Origin of the sequence: Dendrosporobacter quercicolus (assembly GCF_900104455.1) — a bacterium.
In the GTDB taxonomy this organism is placed as follows: Bacteria; Bacillota; Negativicutes; order DSM-1736; family Dendrosporobacteraceae; genus Dendrosporobacter; species Dendrosporobacter quercicolus.
The window spans coordinates 1-21,654 of record NZ_FNHB01000010.1; the positions used below are offsets into that span (position 1 = coordinate 1).

At 45.8% G+C, this 21,654-nt stretch carries 14 protein-coding genes, 1 rRNA gene and 1 other annotated feature; of the genes, 4 read left to right on the plus strand and 11 right to left on the minus strand.

Going from position 1 to position 21,654, the window contains the following annotated elements; genetic code table 11:
* The 3 genes from BLR06_RS19805 to pheA form a co-directional block, all read right to left on the minus strand.
* Window positions 1–125, minus strand: a 16S ribosomal RNA gene (locus BLR06_RS19805); the annotation flags it as partial.
* 474 nt (window positions 126–599) lie between these two features.
* Window positions 600–1,616 (minus strand): 3-deoxy-7-phosphoheptulonate synthase, encoded by a 1,017-nt coding sequence (gene aroF / locus BLR06_RS15380; RefSeq protein ID WP_092074488.1) that lies wholly within the window; start codon window positions 1,614–1,616, stop codon window positions 600–602.
* Window positions 1,617–1,633: 17 nt separating this feature from the next.
* Window positions 1,634–2,500: a prephenate dehydratase gene (gene pheA, locus BLR06_RS15385; protein ID WP_092074489.1), complete on the minus strand. Its 867-nt coding sequence runs from the start codon at window positions 2,498–2,500 to the stop codon at window positions 1,634–1,636.
* 108 nt (window positions 2,501–2,608) lie between these two features.
* Window positions 2,609–2,857 (minus strand) — a binding site (T-box leader).
* Window positions 2,858–3,148: 291 nt separating this feature from the next.
* Here pheA and BLR06_RS15390 point away from each other — a divergent pair.
* Window positions 3,149–4,705: an ABC-F family ATP-binding cassette domain-containing protein gene (locus BLR06_RS15390; RefSeq protein ID WP_092074490.1), complete on the plus strand. Its 1,557-nt coding sequence runs from the start codon at window positions 3,149–3,151 to the stop codon at window positions 4,703–4,705.
* Between the two features lie 116 nt (window positions 4,706–4,821).
* Here the strand turns inward: BLR06_RS15390 and BLR06_RS15395 are convergent, their stop codons facing one another.
* The 4 genes from BLR06_RS15395 to gyrA form a co-directional block, all read right to left on the minus strand.
* Window positions 4,822–5,682, minus strand: a complete 861-nt coding sequence (locus BLR06_RS15395) for a YitT family protein (protein ID WP_092074491.1) — start codon at window positions 5,680–5,682, stop codon at window positions 4,822–4,824.
* Window positions 5,683–5,824: 142 nt separating this feature from the next.
* The gene (locus tag BLR06_RS15400; RefSeq protein WP_245698178.1) at window positions 5,825–8,902 is read right to left on the minus strand and encodes an efflux RND transporter permease subunit; all 3,078 of its coding nucleotides are present in this window, start codon (window positions 8,900–8,902) and stop codon (window positions 5,825–5,827) included.
* Window positions 8,902–10,029 (minus strand): efflux RND transporter periplasmic adaptor subunit, encoded by a 1,128-nt coding sequence (locus BLR06_RS15405; protein WP_139164515.1) that lies wholly within the window; start codon window positions 10,027–10,029, stop codon window positions 8,902–8,904. The genes BLR06_RS15400 and BLR06_RS15405 overlap by 1 nt, the downstream gene beginning before the upstream one ends.
* A 212-nt stretch (window positions 10,030–10,241) precedes the next feature.
* Window positions 10,242–12,677 carry a DNA gyrase subunit A gene (gyrA, locus tag BLR06_RS15410; RefSeq protein WP_092074492.1) on the minus strand — a complete coding sequence of 812 codons (2,436 nt, stop codon included), beginning with the start codon at window positions 12,675–12,677 and terminating at the stop codon, window positions 10,242–10,244.
* A 248-nt stretch (window positions 12,678–12,925) separates the two neighbouring features.
* Here gyrA and ytaF point away from each other — a divergent pair, with 248 nt between their 5' ends.
* Window positions 12,926–13,567 (plus strand): sporulation membrane protein YtaF, encoded by a 642-nt coding sequence (gene ytaF / locus BLR06_RS15415; RefSeq protein ID WP_092074493.1) that lies wholly within the window; start codon window positions 12,926–12,928, stop codon window positions 13,565–13,567.
* Window positions 13,568–13,738: 171 nt separating this feature from the next.
* Here ytaF and BLR06_RS15420 read toward each other — a convergent pair whose 3' ends face one another.
* Window positions 13,739–15,208: an aminotransferase-like domain-containing protein gene (locus BLR06_RS15420; RefSeq protein ID WP_092074494.1), complete on the minus strand. Its 1,470-nt coding sequence runs from the start codon at window positions 15,206–15,208 to the stop codon at window positions 13,739–13,741.
* A 281-nt stretch (window positions 15,209–15,489) separates the two neighbouring features.
* Here BLR06_RS15420 and BLR06_RS15425 point away from each other — a divergent pair, with 281 nt between their 5' ends.
* A complete protein-coding gene (locus BLR06_RS15425; protein WP_092074495.1) occupies window positions 15,490–15,918 on the plus strand; it encodes an EamA family transporter in 429 nt (142 codons plus the stop codon).
* Between the two features lie 682 nt (window positions 15,919–16,600).
* The gene (locus BLR06_RS20395) at window positions 16,601–16,933 is read left to right on the plus strand and encodes a DUF2085 domain-containing protein (RefSeq protein ID WP_092074496.1); all 333 of its coding nucleotides are present in this window, start codon (window positions 16,601–16,603) and stop codon (window positions 16,931–16,933) included.
* 130 nt (window positions 16,934–17,063) lie between these two features.
* Here the strand turns inward: BLR06_RS20395 and BLR06_RS15435 are convergent, their stop codons facing one another.
* From BLR06_RS15435 to BLR06_RS15445, 3 genes are read right to left on the minus strand one after another with little or no spacing between them, the layout of a single operon-like run.
* Complete coding sequence (locus BLR06_RS15435) at window positions 17,064–18,365, minus strand: SpoVR family protein (RefSeq protein ID WP_092074497.1); 1,302 nt, start codon at window positions 18,363–18,365, stop codon at window positions 17,064–17,066.
* Window positions 18,362–19,540, minus strand: coding sequence for a YeaH/YhbH family protein (locus BLR06_RS15440; protein ID WP_092074498.1), 1,179 nt, complete (start codon window positions 19,538–19,540; stop codon window positions 18,362–18,364). Before BLR06_RS15440 ends, BLR06_RS15435 begins: the two co-directional genes overlap by 4 nt.
* A 30-nt stretch (window positions 19,541–19,570) precedes the next feature.
* Complete coding sequence (locus BLR06_RS15445) at window positions 19,571–21,502, minus strand: PrkA family serine protein kinase (protein ID WP_092074499.1); 1,932 nt, start codon at window positions 21,500–21,502, stop codon at window positions 19,571–19,573.
* Between the last annotated feature and the right edge of the window lie 152 nt (window positions 21,503–21,654).

Sequence of the window (21,654 nt, forward strand, 5' to 3'; positions counted from 1 at the left end):
GCTTGCTCTGCTCGGCTTTCTCTTTTTGCACGTAACTCTTGGTGTTAAACACCAGACCGTTCGACTTGCATGTGTTAGGCACGCCGCCAGCGTTCGTCCTGAGCCAGGATCAAACTCTCCATAAAAGTATTATGAAGAACCTTGATGGCTCTTTATTTATTTCTTAAAGTTAAGAAACTGACTCGCGATTTTCCAACCGCGACGCAGCATTTATGCTGCTAGTACTGACAGTTCCTGTAGAACTGTTCAGTGCACATCTGGCATTTTTATCTTACATTGTTTAGTTTTCAGGGAACACTTTCGTGCTGTTTACTCGCTATCGCTCATTTACATCACGTTTGCCGTCATCGGACAGCTTATTTATATTAACACAACCTATTCATTGTGTCAACATATTTTTTTTGGTAGTTTGTGTCACCACTCAATGGCGACTTTTATAGTATAGTATAATAATATTATGTTGTCAACACTTATTTTTCAGAACTTCTTTAAAGCCCTGCAAGTGCTTGTAACTCTTAACACTGCTAGAGTTTAGTGTCTATATTGAAAGCTTTCGAGAAAATGCGCCGCCTTTAGCTGCGTTAAAGGCGGCGGCATATTTATCTGACTTCATTCTTCAAGAACTCGGCCAATCTTTGTACATCGTGCATTAATGCCATATAATTGCCGGGGTTAAGCGATTGCGGCCCGTCAGATAAGGCTTCCGCAGGATTTGGATGCACCTCGATCATTAATCCGTCTGCCCCGGCTGCGACCGCCGCCATTGACATGGGTCTTACCAAATGCCATTTACCAGTCCCATGGCTCGGATCAACAATTACCGGCAGGTGGCTTAAATGCTTGAGCGCTCCCACCGCACTTAAATCCAGTGTATTACGGGTATATTCTTCATAGGTCCGGATTCCCCGCTCACACAATACTACATTATAGTTTCCTTCATTAACAATGTATTCCGCCGCATGCAGCCATTCGTCAATGGTTGCCGAAAGACCGCGCTTTAAAAGTACCGGCTTGCCTGTACGCCCCACAGCTTTCAGCAAATGGAAATTCTGCATATTCCTTGCCCCGATCTGCAGCATATCAGCGTAACTTGCCACAAGCTCCACCGCTGCAACTTCAGTTACCTCGGTAACAATTTTAAGCCCGGTTGCCGCACGCGCCTCAGCCAGATAGCTCAACCCTTCTTCTTCCAGCCCCTGGAAGGCATAGGGTGAAGTACGCGGTTTATAAGCTCCGCCGCGCAGAAACTGGGCTCCACCGGCTTTCACAATCTGCGCCGCCTCCATTAATTGATCCCGGCTCTCAACCGCGCACGGACCGCCCATTACAATGAGTGAGCCATTGCCAATTTTAACGCCGTCAACATCAACAACACTGGGGGTAGGCTTGAAATCCCGACTGACAAGCTTATAGCTGGAAGAAATCGTTACAGCCTTTTCCACGCCTTCCAAAGCTTCTATTGGCAATGCCATAATCGCCTTCTTGTCACCAATAATGCCGATGATCGTCCGGGACTCACCTTCTACAACATGGGTTCTAAGCCCGGCGTTATGCACCCGTACAATTACTTTTTTAATTTGATCGCCTGTCGCATTAGGATTCATTACAATTACCATCTGATTACCCTCCTGGTTTATGAATTTTTCAAAATAGCTACATTAAAAGACCCCAGATTTTTAAAACGCTGACTCTTTAATTGAACTGCCGTTACAGCAGAACTTACCTTATCTTCAGCCATGCTGCCTTCAAGATCCAGAAAGAAAATATACTCTCCCAGTGCAGTCCGGGCCGGCCTCGATTCAATTCTTGTCAGATTGACGTTCCGGACGGCAAACTCTTGCAACAGCTCACACAGGCTGCCCGGTTTTTCCCCTTTCATCTGGCATATAATTGAGGTCTTACATCGCTCGCCCGAAATGAACTGGGACTGTTTGCTCAAAACGACAAACCGGGTACAATTTCTATCACTATCCTGGATATCTGTCGCTACTGCCTCGAGGCCATAAATTTGGCCGGCCCGGCTGCTGCCAATTGCAGCATGATTTTGCGCCCCATTTGCTACTATACAGGCGGCCTCAGCCGTACTCTCCACCGCTTTGATTTCAATTCCCGGATAACAGCGGTTAATATAATTGCGGCATTGCGCCAGCGCCTGGTTATGCGAAACAATCACCTTAATTTGCGCTGTATTTTGTTTGATAAAAAGATGGTGCCGCACCGACCAGACAATTTCCTTTATTATTGTAAGGTTAACATCATGAGCCAACGTATCAAGCGTAATATTCACCGGCCCCTCCAGCGAGTTTTCAATTGGTACAACGCATTCCGAAACAATACCGTTTTCCACCGCTCTTATTGCTCCGTCAATACTTTGAAAAGGGATAAAGCGCCTCGCTTCCTCTTTGTACAGATCCAGCGCAATTTCCTCGCTATGCGTGCCGCAAGGCCCAAGATAGCCCACAGTTCGTTCGACATCCGGCTGACTGTTGCTTAAATCCATCTTTCCGCCCTCCTATGGCCAATGTAGCCACAATCACCTGTGTAAATAGCGGCAGACATCAACCCATTTTCTTAACTACCGCCGGAAAAAATAAAAAACCCTCATCCATCAAAGGACGAGAGTTAGCTCGCGGTACCACCTTAATTATCTGCCTAACGCAGATCGCTTCAAAAGTACGGGCTTCTAGCCGATACTCCCTTTCCTTTAACGGCGAAAGCTCCGGCTCCACCTACAATCATTGACTTCAGTGGGCAACTCCGAGGTGAACTTCAGTATAGTTCTAGTACCAGGCTCTCAACATCCCCGGCTCTCTGTAACAATACCCCTATACTTACTTTTCCTCATCACAGTAATTAGCTTATATCATTTGACCTTATACTATCACACCTTTTTAAGTTGCGCAAGACTTTCTTGCTATTTTTTGTTGCGGCCACCATCTCTATAAATACATTAGTTCCCTCCGGTAGTACAAACATTAAAATCAGTACATACCATAACCAATGCCGATTTCGTGAATGCTCCCGCCGCTGGAAGGCACAGTATAAAAACAGCGAACAATATTCAACCGAAAAATCACGCAGAATATTGCTTTACCTGCGGTTATCGGCTAGACTACAATAGAAACTATTTATACTGCAGGTGACAAAAATGAGTGTATTAACCGTAGAAAACGTAACGCACGGATTTGGCGCCCGGGGCATTCTGGAAAATGCGTCGTTCCGCCTATTAAAAGGAGAGCACGTTGGCTTAATCGGCGCTAATGGCGAAGGTAAGTCAACCTTCCTGAACATCATTACCGGCCAGTTGGCCCCTGATGAAGGCAAAATTGAATGGTCCAACAGGGCAACCGTTGGCTATCTTGACCAGCACTCGGTATTGTCTAAAGGAAAAACGATCCGTGAAGCTTTACGGGAAGCCTTTACCGGGATGTTCGCGCTCGAAGCGGAAATGCTGGAGATTTATGACAAAATGGGGGATGCCACACCCTCTGAATTGGATAAAATGATGGAAGATGTCGGTGAAATTCAGGAATTACTTGAACACAACGGCTTTTATACCATTGATGCCAAAATAAGCGAAATAGCCAATGGCCTGGGCCTTGGCGCCATCGGACTTGATAAGGACGTAGCCGATTTAAGCGGTGGACAACGCACGAAAGTTTTATTAACCAAACTGCTGCTGCAGAATCCAACCATTCTTATCTTAGACGAGCCAACCAACTATTTGGACGTCGAGCATATTGAGTGGTTAAAAACGTACCTGAAAAATTATGAAAATAGCTTCATCCTGGTCTCCCATGATATTCCCTTCCTCAATGAAGTGGTAAATGTTATTTATCATGTTGAAAACACTATGCTCACTCGCTATACCGGAAACTACGAACAGTTTCAGCAACTTCACTCCATCAAAAAAAGCCAGGAACAACGGGCCTATGAGCGCCAGCAGCAGGAAATTGACCGTCTGGAAGATTTTGTAGCGCGCAATAAAGCCCGTGTTGCTACCAGAGGTATGGCCAACAGCCGTCAAAAGCAGCTTGATAAAATGGAAATCCTGGAAAAACCCCGGGAAAAGCCAAAACCGAGCTTTAAATTTAATGAAGCCCGCACGCCCAGCCGTCATATTGTAACCGCCAAAAACCTGGTATTAGGCTATGACGAACCTCTGACCAAACCGGTTGAACTCCTGCTGGAGCGGGGTCAAAAAGTCGCCATTCGCGGAGTAAACGGGTTAGGAAAAACTACTTTATTAAAAACAATTATGGGCATTATTCCGCCGCTATCAGGCAAAGTAGAACTGGGAGACTATCTATTCCCGGGTTACTTTGAGCAAGAAACCGGCCGCGATAACCACAACACGGCACTTGAGGAAGTTTGGAATGAATATCCCGGCATGACTAACTTTGAAGTACGCGCCGCCCTGGCGCGCTGCGGCCTGACAAATGACCATATTACCAGCAAAATGATGGTTTTGAGCGGCGGCGAAAATGCGAAAGTTCGGCTTTGCAAATTAATGCTCAGAGAGGTAAACTGGCTGGTACTGGATGAGCCTACCAACCACCTGGACGTCGAAGCCAAAGCTGAACTAAAAAATGCGTTAATGGCATTTAAAGGCACCATTTTGCTGGTATCCCATGAACCCGACTTCTATGAAGGCTGGGTAACCGCTATTTGGAATGTGGAAGACTGGACCACAAAAATTGTCTAACGAACAAGAGCACAGATTGTTTCACTGCAATCTGCGCTCTTTTTCTTCCGCTGTTCAACAACAAACTCCAGCCTAGTACCGCACTGGTACCGTGCGTCACCAAAGCATTTGGGGTACTAGTGGATTGCTTTTTTCTTAACCCGGCCGCCCATAACGTCATGTACTTCATTTATCGTCACAAAGGCATTTTCATCTTTTTCCTGAACAATGGTTTTCAATTTAGCTACTTCCAGACGCGTAACTACGGAATACAAAACTTTCTTTGGCTCCCCGGTATAGCCGCCTTCGCCATGTAAAACAGTTACGCCCCGGCCCAGTCTGGCCATTAGCGCATCGGCAATCTCTTCAGGATAGTCAGTGACAATCAGCACACCTTTGGATTCATCCAGCCCTTCAATTACAACGTCAATCACCTTGAAGGCTATGTAATAGGCGACAAGCGAATACATGGCCTTATCCCAGCCAAATACCAGCCCTGCCGAACCTAAAATAAACAAATTAATAAACATAATGATTTCGCCAACAGAAAACCCGGTTCTTTTGTCCAGGATGATCGCTACAATTTCGGTACCGTCCAGCGAACCGCCGTAGCGGATAATCAGTCCTACGCCTACGCCAATAATAATTCCCCCAAAGACGGTTGCCAAAAATAAATCCTGCGTAAGCTCCGGAATGGGAAAAAAGAACGATACCCAATAAGACAGGGAGAGTATGGCAAACAGGGTGGATATGGTAAATGTTTTGCCGATTTGCATATAGCCCAAATATAAAAACGGCAGATTAATCAACACAATATACATGCTCAGGGGCTGCTGCGTTATATGGCTTAACATAATTGCCACACCGACAACGCCCCCGTCAATAATGTTATTGGGAACAAGGAAGATTTCCAGGCCAATGGCATAAAGTATTGCACCAATGAAGAGCATGAAGTATTTTTTGATATAAGCTAAAGCTTTATTCTGTTTTTTGGTCATTCCATCGCCTTCTCTTTCTTAACTTAGGCCATAATTTAATATTTTAACATAATAAGTGAATTTCGTAAAACGCTCCCATGTATGGCTAAATAATCGGAAAAGGTCGCCTGCAACGCAAAAGCATTTACAGGCGACCTTTTTTTTATACCGAGTTTTTCATTCTGCGCTGCTGGGCACGATCAATCAACAGATAGACCAGCGGCACAACAATCAGTGTCAGAAGTGTTGATGTGATCAAACCGCCGACCAGCACAACGCCCATAGACTGACGAAGCTCAGCCCCGGCCCCAATGCCCAGAGCAATCGGGAGCATGCCAAAAATCATTGCCGCAGTTGTCATTATAATCGGCCGCAGCCGGACACTGCCCGCTTCTATTAAGGCTTCCTTCAGCTCCCAGCCCTGCTTGCGCAGTTGATTGGTGTAGTCCACCAGCAAAATAGCATTCTTGGTAACCAGCCCCATCAACATGATAATCCCAATCAGCGATATGATGTTGATGGTCTGGCCGGCAATCAATAGTCCAAGAATAGCGCCGATCAGTGAAAATGGCAGGGACAGCATGATCGTAAACGGATGAATAAAGCTCTCAAACTGTGCAGCCAGCACCATATAGATCAGCACAATCGCCAAAGCAAGTGATTTTGCTATTTCCATAAACGAGTCCTGCATGGTTTGAGCCTGTCCGACAAAACGGTAGCTGTAGCCTGACGGAAGATTCATCGTCTTGGCAATATCTTCAGCTTTGGTCATGATTTCTCCAGCCGACACACCAACCACGTTAGAATACACAATCACCTGGCGCTGGCGGGCTTCCCGGTTGATCTGGGTCGGACCGGACGATAACTCGACGGCTGCGATATCCCCAAGCCTTACAAACGCGCCGCTCTTGGCAGCAATCAGCAAATCGGCTACATCAGCACGGTCGGTCCGGTTTTGGCTTTGCAGTTGTACCCGGATTTCATAGTCTTTGTCGCCGGCATTGTACTGATTACGGGTAGTACCGCCCAAAAATGCCATTTGCACGGTATTAGACACCGTTACAGCATCCAGACCGGCATCACTCATTTTGAGCGTATCTAAAACTACCTGCACCTCAGGTGCAGACTGCTCACTGGAGATATCGACATCAGTGGTGCCGGGAACTTGTTTTAGCTGACCGGCCAGTTCCTCGGCCAATCGATTGAGTTCAGTCAATTCCGGCCCCCGAAAAGCAATCTGAACCGGGCTTGAATTGCCGCGCCCAATCCCCTGGCTTGTCGACACTACTACTTTTAAATCGCCAACATTGTTGAATTTTCCCCGCAGCTCGTCCATAATTTCATCCATAGAACGTTCACGGTTACTGCTTGATACCAGTTCTACACCGATGGTTGCCTGGTTAGAGCCATTGGAACCAATAATCACATAAGCCACGTCTTTCTCCGGTATAGCCAGCACCGTTTCCTCAATTGGTTCAATCATTTGCCGCATTTTATCCAGAGAAGTTCCGGCCGGAGCTGTTAAGGCTATACTAAACTGACCCGAATCATAGGTCGGCTGAAACTCCGTGCCTAAATAAGGAGTGAGCATAAAATTGGCAAACAAGGATAGCAGCGCTGCCGCTACCAGCTTTTTAGGCCGTTCTAAGGCCCATGTCAAAATCCGGCGATAGGTTTCCTGAAAAGCCAGAAACCCTGCTTCGAATCTATCCAGCACTTGTTGAACCCTGCGCCTGAAGCCTGCTGCCGGCTGACTGCCGGCAGCACTGTGCTTAAGCCAGTAAGCCGACAGCATTGGCGTTAAAGTAAGCGCTACAAACAGCGAGAAAGCAACCGCAAAAGCGACCGTCAAACCAAATTCCTTGAAAAACTGGCCGATAATACCACTCATACTGCCTACCGGTATAAACACCGCCAGAATAGCAAAAGTGGTTGCCATAACCGCCAGAGCAATTTCCGAGGTTCCGGATAACGCTGCCTCAAACGGGGATTTCCCTTCTTCCATATGCCTGAAAATATTCTCGATAACCACAATTGCGTCATCAATAAGAATGCCCACTGCTAAGCTAAGCCCCATCAGCGACATTGTATTCAAGGTAAAGTTCATCGATTTCATGAGAAAAAAGGTAGCAATAATGGAAGTTGGTATCGCCAGGGCGCCAATCACTGTTGCCCTGGTATTCTGGAGAAACAAAAAGGTAATAATGACCGCCAGAAATCCGCCGAAAACGATGGTAACCAAAACATCTTCAACGCTTTCCTGGATATAAACTGAGCTGTCATTGGTTATGGTCAGCTGAACATCAGGCGGCAGCTGTGACTGTAAATTGTGGACAGCCTGTTTCACGCCGGTCGCAACATTTACCGTATTTGTTCCCGACTGTTTTTGCACTGCAATTAAGACACTTGAAGCTCCATTTGTCCTTGCGATTACGGTCTCCTCGCCCCAGCCGTCGGTTACAGCTGCAACATCGCTTAACCGGATCAGCCGGCCTTCCTGGTTAGCTACAATTACATTTTGAATATCTTCAATACTACGATATTTACCAATGGTACGAACCGTCAGCTGAGTGCCGTTTTGCTCTACCCGGCCGCCAGGGGCGTTTAAATTCTGGTTATTAACCGCCTCTAGAATCTGCGGCATTGAGATTTGATAGGCAGCCAGCTTGTTGGCATCAACTGCTACACCGATTTCCCGGTCGGATGATCCGTAAATAGTAACATCAGCCACGCCGTCTAGCCGTTGCAGCTCCTCTTTTACCACATCGTCCGCCAGCCTCCGGACTTCACCGGGGCTGCGGGTTTCCGAAGCCAGACTGAAAGTCAAGATCGCCTGAGCCGATACGTCAAACCGTTGCACTACCGGCTCATCAATGCCGTCCGGCAAACGTTTACGGACCCCGGCTACTTTCTCGCGCACCTCGTTTGCAGCCAATTTTGGATCGGTGCCAAACTCGAATTCAAGCGTGGTCTGCGATACACCTTCCCGCGTCACCGACGATAGCGTTTTTATGCCTGACAAGGAACTTACCGCATCTTCAACCGGCTTGGTGACAAGGCTTTCCATTTCCTCAGGTGAAGCTCCGGGAAAAGACACGGATATACTTACCAACGGAAAATCGACATCAGGATATAAATCAATACCCAGTCCCGGATAAGCCCCAATGCCGAATACGACCAGCAGCATGACCAGCATAACGGTAAATACCGGCCGCTTGATAAATGTTGAAATCATCCCCATTATTGACCACCATCCCCGGCCGGGGCAATTTCAACTCCGTCCCGGAGTTTATTTTGTCCTGCGACCACAATGCTTTCACCTTCCTGAACGCCTGCCAGCACTTCGGCCCAGCCGTTTTCAACGAAACCGACAGTTAATACCCGCTGTTGAACTATATTGTCTGCGCCAACGACAAACAGCGTTTTTTGATCCTCCCGCATGACCAGCGAGCTTTCAGGCACAGCCAAAACATCCGTATGAACCGTCAACGGCATCTCAACCCTGGCAAACATTCCCGGCTTTAATAAATCATCAGCATTATCAATGCTGACTTCAGCAGTAAAGGTCCGGGCCGGCAATGCAGCCATCGGGGAAATTCTGGCAATAACGCCGGAAAATTGTTGGTCCGGCAACGCGTCAACCTTCACCTGAACATTGGTTCCCATTTTCAGGCTGCCTACCTGCGATTCGCTGACAGTCGCCTTCGCCAGCAATTCCGAAGTATCGGCAACCGTTACGATGGCAGAGCCTGAGCGCACAAAAGTCCCGGCCTGCATAAACCGTTTGGTGACAATACCGCTGCGTGGTGTAACGACATTGGCATTATTTAGCTTTTCCTGGACTAAATTTAACGAACCCTGCGCGGCTTTCACCTGGCCGGCGCTTGAATCGCGTTTTGTTCTGGCATTGTCCAGCATCTGCGTCGAAACAGCACCTTGTCCGGCTAAGGCCGCATAACGCTGAAAATCAAGTTCGGCCTGTTCCAGACTGGACTGGGCCGCCATTAAATTTCCCTGAACCTGAATTACCTGGGCCTGCAGGTCATTGGTGTCAAGCACAGCGATCACCGTACCCGCCTTCACCTGATCACCTTCATTAATATTTAAAACGTTAATCCGGCCATCTACTTTAGCCGAAATATCTGCACTCCATACCGGCTCAAGATTAGCTGAAAAAATCATCTTCGGCTCAATGTCCCGCCGGCCAACCTGAGCAACCTCTACTGCAACCGTACTGCTTTGGGCCATTTTGGCAGCCCGGGCTCTGTTATCGGCAATATTTCCATAAATTTGGTAGCCGACAAGGCCGGTGAATACAAACAATACGACAATAATCAGCGCTAGTCTTTTCTTATTTTCCAAAAGCAATATCGTTCATCCTTTCTAACCTTACACAAGCTGACTGGTTAGTCAAGGATGATTATATCAAAAACCATAACTAAATGATATATTATTTTACTTATATTTACATGCCAAATTCAGGTTTTAGTATTGCTTAATATTACTGACCGCTTCCCGGCCGGCGCAATTAAAAAGGCTGTGAACAGGATTGCTCCCGTTCACAGCCTTTTTATGCTGCCTTAATCGCTGTCAGCCTTTTTTTCCACCGACGCCAAAGCGACAACTTTATCCTTATTGCCGGTTTTCATCAGCTTGACGCCCTGCGTATTACGGCTAATGACTGAAATCTCATCAACATCAGTACGGATAACAATCCCTTCGCTGGTTATCAGCATTAACTCCTGGCCGGGCCGGACTACTTTTAAGCCCACGACCTGACCGGTTTTATCAGTTACTTTAGTATTGATGACTCCTTTGCCGCCACGGGATTGATTGCGATATTCCGTCACCGGCGTCCTCTTGCCGTAACCCTCGGCCGTAACGGTAAGCACCTCACCTTCCTTACGGACGGTATCCATGCCGACAACCTGATCGCCGGCGTGCAGGCGAATGCCCCTGACACCATGCGCATTACGTCCCATGGAGCGAACATCGGTTTCCGGGAAGGAAATTGCCAAACCGTCGCGGGTGCCAAGAATGACATGCTGATCACCATTGGTCAGCTTTACATCAATTAAATCGTCATCTTCATCCAGAGAAATGGCAATCAGGCCGGTTTTACGGGCCGTATCAAAATCCATTAACTCCGTCTTCTTGACAATGCCCTTCTGGGTTGCCATGAATAAGAACTTGCGATTCGTAAACTCTTTAATCGGAATGACTGCCGTAATCTGTTCCTTGTCCTCCAGCGGCAGCAGGTTAATGGTTGCCGTGCCCTTGGCCGTACGGCTGGCTTCTGGAATTTCATAACCCTTCAAACGGTAAACCCGTCCCCGGTTAGTAAAGAACAAGATGTTATGATGCGTGGTGGTAACAAATAAATGCTCCACAAAATCTTCCTCTTTGGTCCCCATGCCGGTCACGCCGCGCCCGCCCCGTTTCTGGTTGCGATAGGTGTCTACCGGCAGACGTTTAATATAATTGCCGTGAGTCAGAGTAATGACAATATCCTCTTCGGCAATCAGGTCTTCCATCTGAAGCTTGGAAACATCACTGGTAATTACCGTACGGCGCTCATCGGCAAACCGTTTTTTTACATCCAGCAATTCGTCGCGAATCAACCCCAGAACTTTATGCTCATCAGCCAATACCGATTCCAGCCATTCAATGGTTTCCAGCACATCCTTGTACTCTTGTTCAATTTTTTCGCGTTCCAGGCCGGTCAGGCGTTGCAACCGCAAATCAAGAATGGCCTGCGCCTGTTTTTCCGACAAATCAAAGCCGTCGATTAACGCCGCTCGCGCTATATCAACAGTTTTGGATTCACGAATCGTTGTTATTACAGCATCAATATGATCCAGCGCTATTTTTAAACCTTCCAGTATGTGCGCCCTGGCCCGGGCCTTGTCCAACTCGTACTTGGTCCGGCGCACAATGACATCTTTCTGATGCTCCAGATAATAATAGAGCACTTCCTGAAGGTTTAACACCTGCGGCCGGCCTTTAACCAAAGCCAGCATGATAATGCCGAAGGTTTCCTGCAGCTGGGTATGCTTATACAGTTGGTTCAAAATCACATCAGGATTTACATCGCGCCGGAGCTCAATAACAATCCGCATGCCTGCGCGGTCGCTTTCATCCCGCAAATCGGTGATACCGTCAACAACCTTATCTCTGACCAGCTCGGCGATTTTTTCAATTAGCCGGGCTTTATTCACTTGATAAGGAATTTCCGTAACCAATATCCGGGGCTTACCGTTGGACATCCGTTCAATTCTGGCCTGAGCCCGCATTTTAACAACACCGCGCCCGGTGGTATAAGCCAGCTTAATCCCTTCGTGGCCTAAAATAAGGCCGCCCGTCGGGAAATCCGGCCCCTTGATGACCATCATCAGTTCCTGAATGGTAACCGCCGGGTTTTCAATCATCAGCAGCAAGCCGTCAATTACTTCTCCCAGATTATGCGGCGGTATGTTCGTCGCCATTCCCACGGCAATACCGGATGACCCATTCACCAGCAAATTAGGAATTTTTGCCGGCAATACCTGCGGTTCCTTTAATGACTCATCATAGTTTGGGCCAAAATCGACCGTATCTTTTTCAATGTCATCCAGCATTGATTCGGCAATCCGGGACATTCTTACTTCGGTATAACGCATTGCCGCCGCCGAATCCCCGTCGACCGAACCGAAATTGCCATGCCCGTCCACTAATAAATAGCGGGTTGAAAATGGCTGGGCCATCCTCACAGTAGCATCATAAACCGAAGAATCACCATGCGGGTGATACTTACCCAAGACTTCCCCGACAATACGCGCTGACTTTTTATATGGTTTGTTGGGCGCCATGCCGGCTTCATGCATCGCATATAAAATGCGGCGGTGAACAGGCTTCAAACCATCACGGACATCAGGCAGCGCCCGCATGACAATAACACTCATCGCGTAATCAATATAGGAATTTTTCATCTCTTCTTCAATGCGTACAGGCAAAACTTTACCTAAACCAAAATCCACATTCTCACCTCAAAAACACAACTTAACAGTTATTCAGCAACCTAGTACCGTGCGTACTAGAAATGCCAATTCTAATTATCATTTATCATTTCCCTAACCAGACAAAAAATTCCTGCCTGGTACAGACTTTTTCAGTGAAACAAAGTAGGAACAAAAAAAAGACCTGCGCCATATATTACGGATGGAAGGCGTTGCTGTCGTCTACCAGGCGAAAACTATTGCAAAGCTACATCTGCGGAGGGACTGTCATGAATATTTTTTACGTTATGCTGCTGGGTTTTGCCGTTAGTATGGACGGCTTTATCGCCGGCATAGCCTATGGACTGAAAAACATTAAACTGCCCTTTTCTTCGCTGCTCATCGTCGGGGCCGTCACGATTGCCTGTACCGGAACCGCCATGCTGGGCGCAAATTATCTGGAACAGTTTATTAATCCCCACATCGCCATCCTTTGCGGTTCACTGCTGTTGATTGGCATTGGTATCTTAAGTTTATTTCAGGAGTACCTGACCAAAGCAATTCCTTTGTACGAAGCGAATAACGGCGCGGTCAGCGCCCGGCAGCTGACCATTTCAATTGGCCGCCTGGTCATTAGCATTATGGCCAAACCGGAAACGGCCGATGTCGATGACTCCAAGCGAATCAGCCCCTCTGAAGCCGTTTTTCTGGGTCTGGCCTTAGGGTTAGACAATATGGTGGCTACCTTTGCCGCCGCCCTGATTGGCTTTCTGCCGGCTTATACGCCGCTATTGATGGGGACAACGCAAATCGTTGTATTGGCGGCGGGAACTTATGTCTCTTCCTGTATTGTATCCGAACGTCTAAAAAAACGTTTTCCATACTTGCCCGGCCTTCTCCTTATTTTGCTGGGCCTGCTGCGGTTAAGCTGATGCCCCTTGCAACTGTGTAAAACGCTGTCCGAAAGTTCTTCTTATGGGATCTAATTTGCCGGTATCCTGAAACTCCAGAAGATCATCTTCCTTGGGAACCCGAAAGCTCAAGAAAGCTGTAATGAGAGCAACCCTGGTATCAGTACCTCAGGGTTTGCTCTTTTTTATCTGCTATTTTGCCTTGACGCTTACTGCCAATAGTGTTCTGGCTAGTATTGAGAGACGATATAGCCCTTCGCTGAGATCGGTTATTGAAGCATAAGCATAGGATATACGTAAATGCTGACTCGACAGATGATCATATAGATTACCGCAATTAATCAAAAGACCTTGTTCTAAACAAATTTTGAAAAGCTGTTTTAAGGAAATGGGATAATTAAAGCTCAGCCAAATATAAAAGCCTCCTTGCGGAATGTTCCATGTTGCAATATCCGAAAAATAAGTTTTTAAAGTTTTACACACTGCATTTCTACGTATTCTAAGCTGAACTCTGACATTATCTAAATATTCTTGGTAAAGTCCATTGGAAAGCCATTCAGCAGCTACCCATTGTGATAAAGAGCTAGCGCCATAATCAGTTTGCATTTTTATATCTGCCAATTGTTCAATCACCTGTTCCGGCCCGACAATCCATCCAATTCTCAGTCCCGGACTTAACGTTTTTGATAAACTTCCGAGATATAGCACCAGCCCTTCCTTATCCATGGCTTTCAGAGCTGGCGGCGGCGGGAAATCAAGCCAAAGCTCCCGATAAACGTCATCTTCAATAATCGGTAATCGCTCATATTGGCATAAAGCAATTAGATCATTACGCCGCTTTTCAGTCATTAGTATTCCTGTTGGGTTATGAAAACAAGGAATAGTATACAATACAGCCGCATTTTTATTCATACAGAGGTCAGAAACTGCTGCCAGTTGGATTCCTTCAGAATCTAGTGAAAGACCGGAAAAGTGCATTTTCATTGATTGAAATAATCTTAAGGAAAAGAGATAAGAAGGTTTTTCAAGAAAAACTGTAGTTCCCTTGCGTAATAGGCCAAAGCAGGTAAGTTGTAAAGCCTGTAAGGCTCCAGATACAATCATGATGGAAGCGGGAGAAGTATTAATACCAACTGTCTTTAAGTAACCACTTATTTGTTGTCTAAGAAACAAAGAGCCTTTAGGTTCTTCATAACCCATAGAAGCTATACTGCCAGAAAGTTTACTAAATATAATGTTCATTTCTTTTTCAGGGTAAAAATCTGGAGATAACTCACCTGTGCCTAATCGAATAAGAGAAGGATTTATCTCTAAACGGTTTATTTCCTGAATAGTGTTGAAATTAGATCGAATTACGCCCTGATCAATATGAGAATTCCAATTAACACAGTTCTCGGAAGATAATAATGACCAGCTATTGTTAATTACCCATAAACCGCTTCCCACTTTACTTTTAAGAAATCCATCTGCAATCAGTTCGTCTAGTGCTGTTATTAAAGTACTTCTATTCACTTGAAAGGCCTGTGCCATAGCGCGTTGAGAAGGTAATTTGCTATTTACCGGCCAGGCGCCAGTTGCTATCTTGTTTTTTATATAATACACAATTTGTTTGTATAGCGAAATATTGCTTTTTTTATTGGGCTTCCAATTGACTGTTAGCATGATAATCCTCCATTCCAGGCTAACTGTTTATAAAATTGGTTGGTATTGATTAAAACCAATTGGATCATCACAATTATATGAACTTTTTATATAATACACAATATAGCTAGAAAAAAATGGTTTTTGAACAAAAATGGAGGACATTTTATGTGCGGGCATTATCATGGTACTACCAAAGGAAGCTTTTTATCAACAATTGTGAAATTTGTAATGAAGCTTTATCGTGAAGCACAAATACTAAATACATTAACAACAAGCCTAAAACAGCGGAGGAAGAAAAGATGTTTTACTATTTAACAATGACATTAACCATTCTTGCCAATCTATTCTATCATATTCTTCAAAAATCAATTTCACCTGTTATTCATCCGCTTTTTTCGCTTTTAGTGACCTATGTAACAGCAATTGTCGTTGTTTTAATTGTTTATCCTTTTTATCCAAGCAGTTTTTCATTCTACGATAATTTAAAGGGGCTAAACTGGGCGAGCGCGGCACTGGCTTTGGCAATCATTGGGCTGGAATTGGGTTTTTTGCTTGCTTATCGGGCCGGGTGGGATATAAGTTTAGCGGCAATTATCTCGAATGTATCCGTTTCAGTGCTTTTAATACCAATTGGAATTTTACTGTTTAAAGAAACGATAACGGCTGTCAACACAGTGGGACTTTTATTTTGTATTATTGGTATAATTCTTACCAGTAGTAAGTCTTAATCATTTGGTCGATCTATATTTTAGGCCAGGAATAATGTCCCCAATCTAAAAAAGTGCTTGTATGCCAAGATAGTACTTTACGTTAATGGACTAAATTCTTTGTTTACAGGTAATACAAAAAAATACCTGCCAGTCTGCTGGTCAGGTACAATAGACAACACCTCAACTTCACAACGTCAAGATCCTACGTAAAAACGAGTACTTCTGGTTCCCGCTACCTATTCTAATCAACCCTGGGAATCAATTCAGAGTGATACACCGGGGCAATTCATCACGGCACTATTATACAAAAAAGACTAAGACATTCTCTATTGCTGTGTTTTTACAAATTTATTGGCAGAATAGCTACTATTATAAAATATTCAGGAGGATTTTGGGCATTTATGGCAAAACAATACAACGCAGCTTACATCGAAAGGATGATTATTGATGTCCAATATGGAGGAAAACAAACCAACGCAGGACCGTACCGCCAGTTGTCCCAACTGCGGCTCTACCTCTATTCAAGTTGACAAGGAAGGCTATGGATATGGTAAGGGATGTTGCGGCGCAATACTGCTTGGACCGTTAGGATTTTTATGCGGTGGACTTGGGGCAAAGAAAAAATATGTTATTTGCTTAAAATGCGGAAATCGTTGGAATCTACCCAATTCCTAAAACAACTAAGAGGTTTGTAAAATATATGATAAGCTTTTTAAATTGTCATAGATTACCTGATCGGACTTTTTCAATAAATGGAAAGCTGATGCCTATGTGCGCCAGATGTTTTGGCGCCTATATTGGGCATATCGCAGCTTTATTATTATTGTTGTCGGATCACTCTCCATCACTGTGGGTTTGCGCCGCTCTAATCGCTCTAATGCTAATCGACTGGTCGCTGCAGGAATTCTTGGGCTTGATCTCGACCAATTACCGGCGATTGTTTACCGGACTGGGAGCAGGGATTGGTATAGGAACACTCCAGTGGCATTTCCTTATTTACTTGTGCAGAGCACTAGTCCAGGAATTATTTTAGTATGGTATCTTGCGCTGCTGTGCCTGGGGGAAAGACTTCCGCTGTTTTGTTGCGCCAATCCGGCTACGGGTTCTTTTTCTTCAACCGCTTTCCCCTGCTTCTTTTGTTTGAAAAGGTGCGTCCCTTTGGTTTAACTGTCAAGCAGCAGCACTATTTTGTTTTCACTGCAGCTGATCAGCTTGCTTCTGCCATTTAAAGTGGTTCTAAGGTCGACTTTACCGCCCCATAAGTCCAGTACATATTTTACCGTCTCTTTAGCGTAATTCAGCTCCAGCTCCCGCCCGTCATATACATGCTCTAAAATCAGGGCTCCTTTATCAACTTCCACCGGCTTGATCACCGGTATATTGCCTAATCCGACACTGCTGGCGAATTCATCCCGGACCGTCTGCCAGCCGACTTCGTCCGCTACCTCTTTAACCACAATATCGTTGCCCCGAACCTGGTAGGAAAACAAATGCAGCTCTTCGCACAGCTCCTGATTCAGGTAGCGCCGCAAAAACGACTGATCCCGCTCCTCAGCTCTTATTTCCTTGATTCTGCTTGAACCGTCCGGCTGCTTTGCCAGGTATTCGAACATTTTAAAGCCGATAAAGTAAGGATTTATCCGTCCTTCAAAGGGACGGACCACCAAATTATGCCGCTGCAAAAACTCCAGATGCAGCTCAGTCGGCAAATTCAGTTGGTTTAAAAGCTGGTAGTGCCAGTAACTGGCCCAGCCTTCATTCATAATTTTCGTCTCAATCTGCGGAATAAAATACAGCGTTTCCTGCCGCACGATATTCACCAAATCCCGTTCCCATTCAGCCAGTTTGCCGCGTTCCGCCAGATATCCCAGCAAATCGTCCGCAAGCCTTTCGGGAACGGTATTGGGTTGTTCCTTGCTAAACTCCTGGCGCGTAAACGACTTGTGCAAGCCATGCCGGCTGGTTTGATAACGCAGGGCATGGGCGGCGTCAAGTATCCGTTCAACTTTTTCCGGGCCGATAAACGGGTCGTGAATATATTCCCTGATCCGGTCGGCATGAGCCTTGAACATCTCAACCGTCAGCTCGGCCCGGGTATCGCGTTTAAACAAACGGTTATTTTTGAAAAAATCATTATGTCCATAGACATGGGCCATGGTCAGAATTTGCAGGGTCAGTGTATTGTCCCGCATCAGATAAGCCAGGCAGGGATCGGAGTTAATCACCATTTCATAAGGTAAGCCAACCAGATTATATTGATAAAAAGTTTTCTGCCGTTCATAAGCCTTGCCAAAACTCCAGTGCGGATAGTGGGACGGCATTCCCGCATAGGCTTCATAGCATAACATATCTTCATAGGTACAAATGGAAAAGTGCTGTTCATAACAATCCAAGCCGGATGTTTTGATCAGCTCTTCAATTTTGCCGTTCCAAAATTCCAGATCCTTTGACGAATAGCCGGTCAACTGTCATCACCCCCGGCATCACTTTGTTTATCAAGGATTTTTTTAAAGGCAGGCCAGATATCTTCCTGCTTATTCATTAAAGCAATAACAAAATTGTCGGCCTTTAGATCCCGCTCAAAATCACGCCTGATGGTAACGTTCCAGCCATGGCTGAAAGCAATTTCGCCATAGCCGAACAGAACGCATATCTCGCATAATTGCCGGGCCAGAGCAATGGCTTTGGTATTATCATCGCCCCAGTTATCTCCGTCTGAACAATGAAAAGCATAGATATTCCATATCTCAGGCGCGTAGCGTTGCTCAATAATTTCCAAGGCCTTGGCATAGCCGCTGCTGATTACCGTCCCGCCGGCTTCGCCGCGATGGAAAAACTCCCACTCCGTCACTTCCTTGGCCTCCGTGGTATGGGCGATAAACACCACTTCGACATGCTGATACTTCCACCGGACAAACTGATACAACAAAAAATAAAAACTTCTGGCAAGGTATTTCTTGGTCTGATCCATCGAACCGGAAGTATCCATAATGCAAAAAATAACGGCATTGGCCCGGTGCTGCACCTCTTCTCTTACCCGGTGATACCGTAAATCATCCTCGCGAAAAGGAACTCTTTCCGGCACCGGCAGGCCGGCCTCAGCCTGGCTTCGTCTTATGCCCTGCTCGCGTTTTAACTTTTCAACCACAGTACGCTTTTTAGCCAGGCGCGGCGGAATACCCTTGCGTTGGTAGCCCAGCCGCTTATATTCACTTTGTGTTTCAATCAGCCCGTATTTTTTGCGGTCCATATCCGGCAGCTTTAATTCATCAAACAAATAATGAACGATTTCTTCCATGGTAATTTCGGTTTCATAAATTTCCTCGCCAGGCTCGGTCCCGGGCTGCCCCGCTCCCGGCTGCTGCTGGTCGTTGACCTTGCCGACGACCTGGCCTTTTTGCTCCTGACCACTGCCGCTTGCGGTGCCGCCGCTGTTTTTCCCATAAACAAACTGGTATTCTTTAATGCCTTTTACCGGTATTTTAATTTTTTTGTCTTTGCTTTGCCCAATAATGCTTTCTTCGGCAATAATATCGCCTAAGTTTCGTTTTATGGCATTCTCCATCAGCTGCCGGTGTCGTTTGCGGTCATATTGTGAACGGTCCGAGTGATCGGTTCCGCCGTCTTTAAATATTGCCATGACGCCTCCCTCCCGGCTAGTGTCAAGGCACTAGTCTTTCCATAAATTATTCGCCGCATATTTCAAGATAACATTACAGCAATGATCGCAATAACCGTTACGCTTCATTTCCTCCACCATAGCACTATATTTGCTGTCCTGTTCTTTATCACGCACCCGGGCTTTGGTCACAATCCGGGAAAGCTCTTTGACTGAAGCCATTAATTTCTTCTCAATGGCTTCCTTTAGCGGCTCATAGCTTTCATAGACAATTTTACTGCCATTGCGCAGTACGGAAAACATATAAGAAGTAACATCCTGGCGAAAGCCCAGGGCGGAAGTGCCGGTTATGCCGATCTGTTCTTCAATGGACTGCAGAAACTTAATATCCGGTTCTAACTCCTCGCCGGTGTTTTCATCCTTAAGCTTTGTCGAATTGACAAAAGCCTCGGCATGATCCAAATAGTTGTTGAATAAGCTTTCAGCCTGTTCTTTATAACCGTGAATAAAGGCTCTGGTAACTTCTTTTTCAATGATCTTATTGTATTCTTTCTTAAGTGTATCCTGTAGAAAAGCCAGATAACGCTTCTTCTCGTCATCAGCAATTGCCAGTTCCTTCGTTGACCTGATGAGCGTATCCACGACGGCAATGGGGTTAATGCAATTATTTTCCGATTCCGATAAAGCGGTATCCAGCACTTTCATAATAAACCGGGTGGATATACCGCTCATTCCCTCCCTGTTTGCTTCCTCCCGCAATTCCAGCACGTCGACCTTCTTAGTTGAGCCCTTTTCCACGATTTCCTCACCATTATAGATCTTTAGCTTGGTTAAGCCATCTACCTTATTGGATGGCGCCAGCCGGGTTAAAATGGCAAACATCGAGGCAACCTCGATGGTATGAGGGGCAATATGCGCGTTAAATGTGCTGTTACGCAGCATTTTGTGGTATATTTTAACTTCTTCATCCAGTTCCAGGCAGTAAGGAACCTCAACTTTGACAATCCGGTCCAAAATAGCTTCGTTGGTGTGGTCAGATTTAAATTTATTCCACTCCGCCTCATTGGAATGCGCCAGAATAATGCCGTCAAAATAAATCATTGAACCCTTGCCCGGCGATGGTATGGATTTTTCCTGGGTGGCGGTAATCATCGTATGCAAGTACTCAACTTCATTTTTAAATACCTCGATAAACTCTACAATCCCGCGGTTGCCGACATTAAAAGCCCCATTGAGCGCCAATACCCTGGGGTCGTCTTCAGGATAAAGATCCAGCTTGGAAATATCCACTGAACCGGTAAGTACCGACGTATCCTGATTGTTGGGATCAACCGGCGGTACAACACCGACCCCTTTGCGGGAGCGAATAGAAAACTCGGCTGTGGTTACCGGCATCTTTTCATATTGCCCGCTGTAGTCATGAACCAGACGGTACCGGCAAATCGGGCACAAATCGCCCTCAATTTTAATGCCAAGCATTTCCTCGAAGTCCGGCCGCAAATGCTTGGGAATTAAATGCAGTGGTGTTTCCCGCATTGGGCAGTCCTTAATCACATGAATGGGCGCACTCATTTCCAGCGCTTTTTTCAGCGCCTCCATCAATGAAGATTTGCCTGCGCCAACCGGACCGACCAGGTATAAAACCTGCCGCGCTTCTTCACCCTGCATTGCCGCCGAATGAAAATAGCGCATTATTTTCATAATGCTGGTATCAATGCCAAAAAAATCATTACGGAAAAATTTATATCTTTTTAACGTAGCATTGCCATATATTTTTTTCAGACGGGGATGTTCCTCCGTTTTGATGATTTCGACGCCTGGCTTAGTCAAAAGCTCGAACATTCGGGCATGAGCCAGCATAGCTTCCTGTTTTGGACTTTCTTTCAGAATATCCAGATAATCTAAAAATGTGCCGGTAAAGCGCTCTTTTTTACGTTCCGCCCGGTCTTGCTGAATAAGCGCTGCAAAATTAAAGTCAGCCATTACATCACTCTCCCTTAGATTTGTGGTACGCCAATGGCGAATATACCGCCGCAGTTTTTTTCATAAAGAGGCGCTAATATTTATTGCTCAATATAATGTATTAAGCAACAGGGCGATTTAGGCCCGACAACACAAAATATTAGCAAAAAAAT

Coding starts and splice junctions, on each gene's coding strand:
- aroF (WP_092074488.1), bottom strand. CDS start 1,616: ATGGTAATTGTAATGAATCCTAATGCGACAGGCGATCAAATTAAAAAA.
- pheA (WP_092074489.1), bottom strand. CDS start 2,500: ATGGATTTAAGCAACAGTCAGCCGGATGTCGAACGAACTGTGGGCTAT.
- BLR06_RS15390 (WP_092074490.1), top strand. CDS start 3,149: ATGAGTGTATTAACCGTAGAAAACGTAACGCACGGATTTGGCGCCCGG.
- BLR06_RS15395 (WP_092074491.1), bottom strand. CDS start 5,682: ATGACCAAAAAACAGAATAAAGCTTTAGCTTATATCAAAAAATACTTC.
- BLR06_RS15400 (WP_245698178.1), bottom strand. CDS start 8,902: ATGGGGATGATTTCAACATTTATCAAGCGGCCGGTATTTACCGTTATG.
- ytaF (WP_092074493.1), top strand. CDS start 12,926: ATGAATATTTTTTACGTTATGCTGCTGGGTTTTGCCGTTAGTATGGAC.
- BLR06_RS15420 (WP_092074494.1), bottom strand. CDS start 15,208: ATGCTAACAGTCAATTGGAAGCCCAATAAAAAAAGCAATATTTCGCTA.
- BLR06_RS15425 (WP_092074495.1), top strand. CDS start 15,490: ATGTTTTACTATTTAACAATGACATTAACCATTCTTGCCAATCTATTC.
- BLR06_RS20395 (WP_092074496.1), top strand. CDS start 16,601: ATGATAAGCTTTTTAAATTGTCATAGATTACCTGATCGGACTTTTTCA.
- BLR06_RS15440 (WP_092074498.1), bottom strand. CDS start 19,540: ATGGCAATATTTAAAGACGGCGGAACCGATCACTCGGACCGTTCACAA.
- BLR06_RS15445 (WP_092074499.1), bottom strand. CDS start 21,502: ATGGCTGACTTTAATTTTGCAGCGCTTATTCAGCAAGACCGGGCGGAA.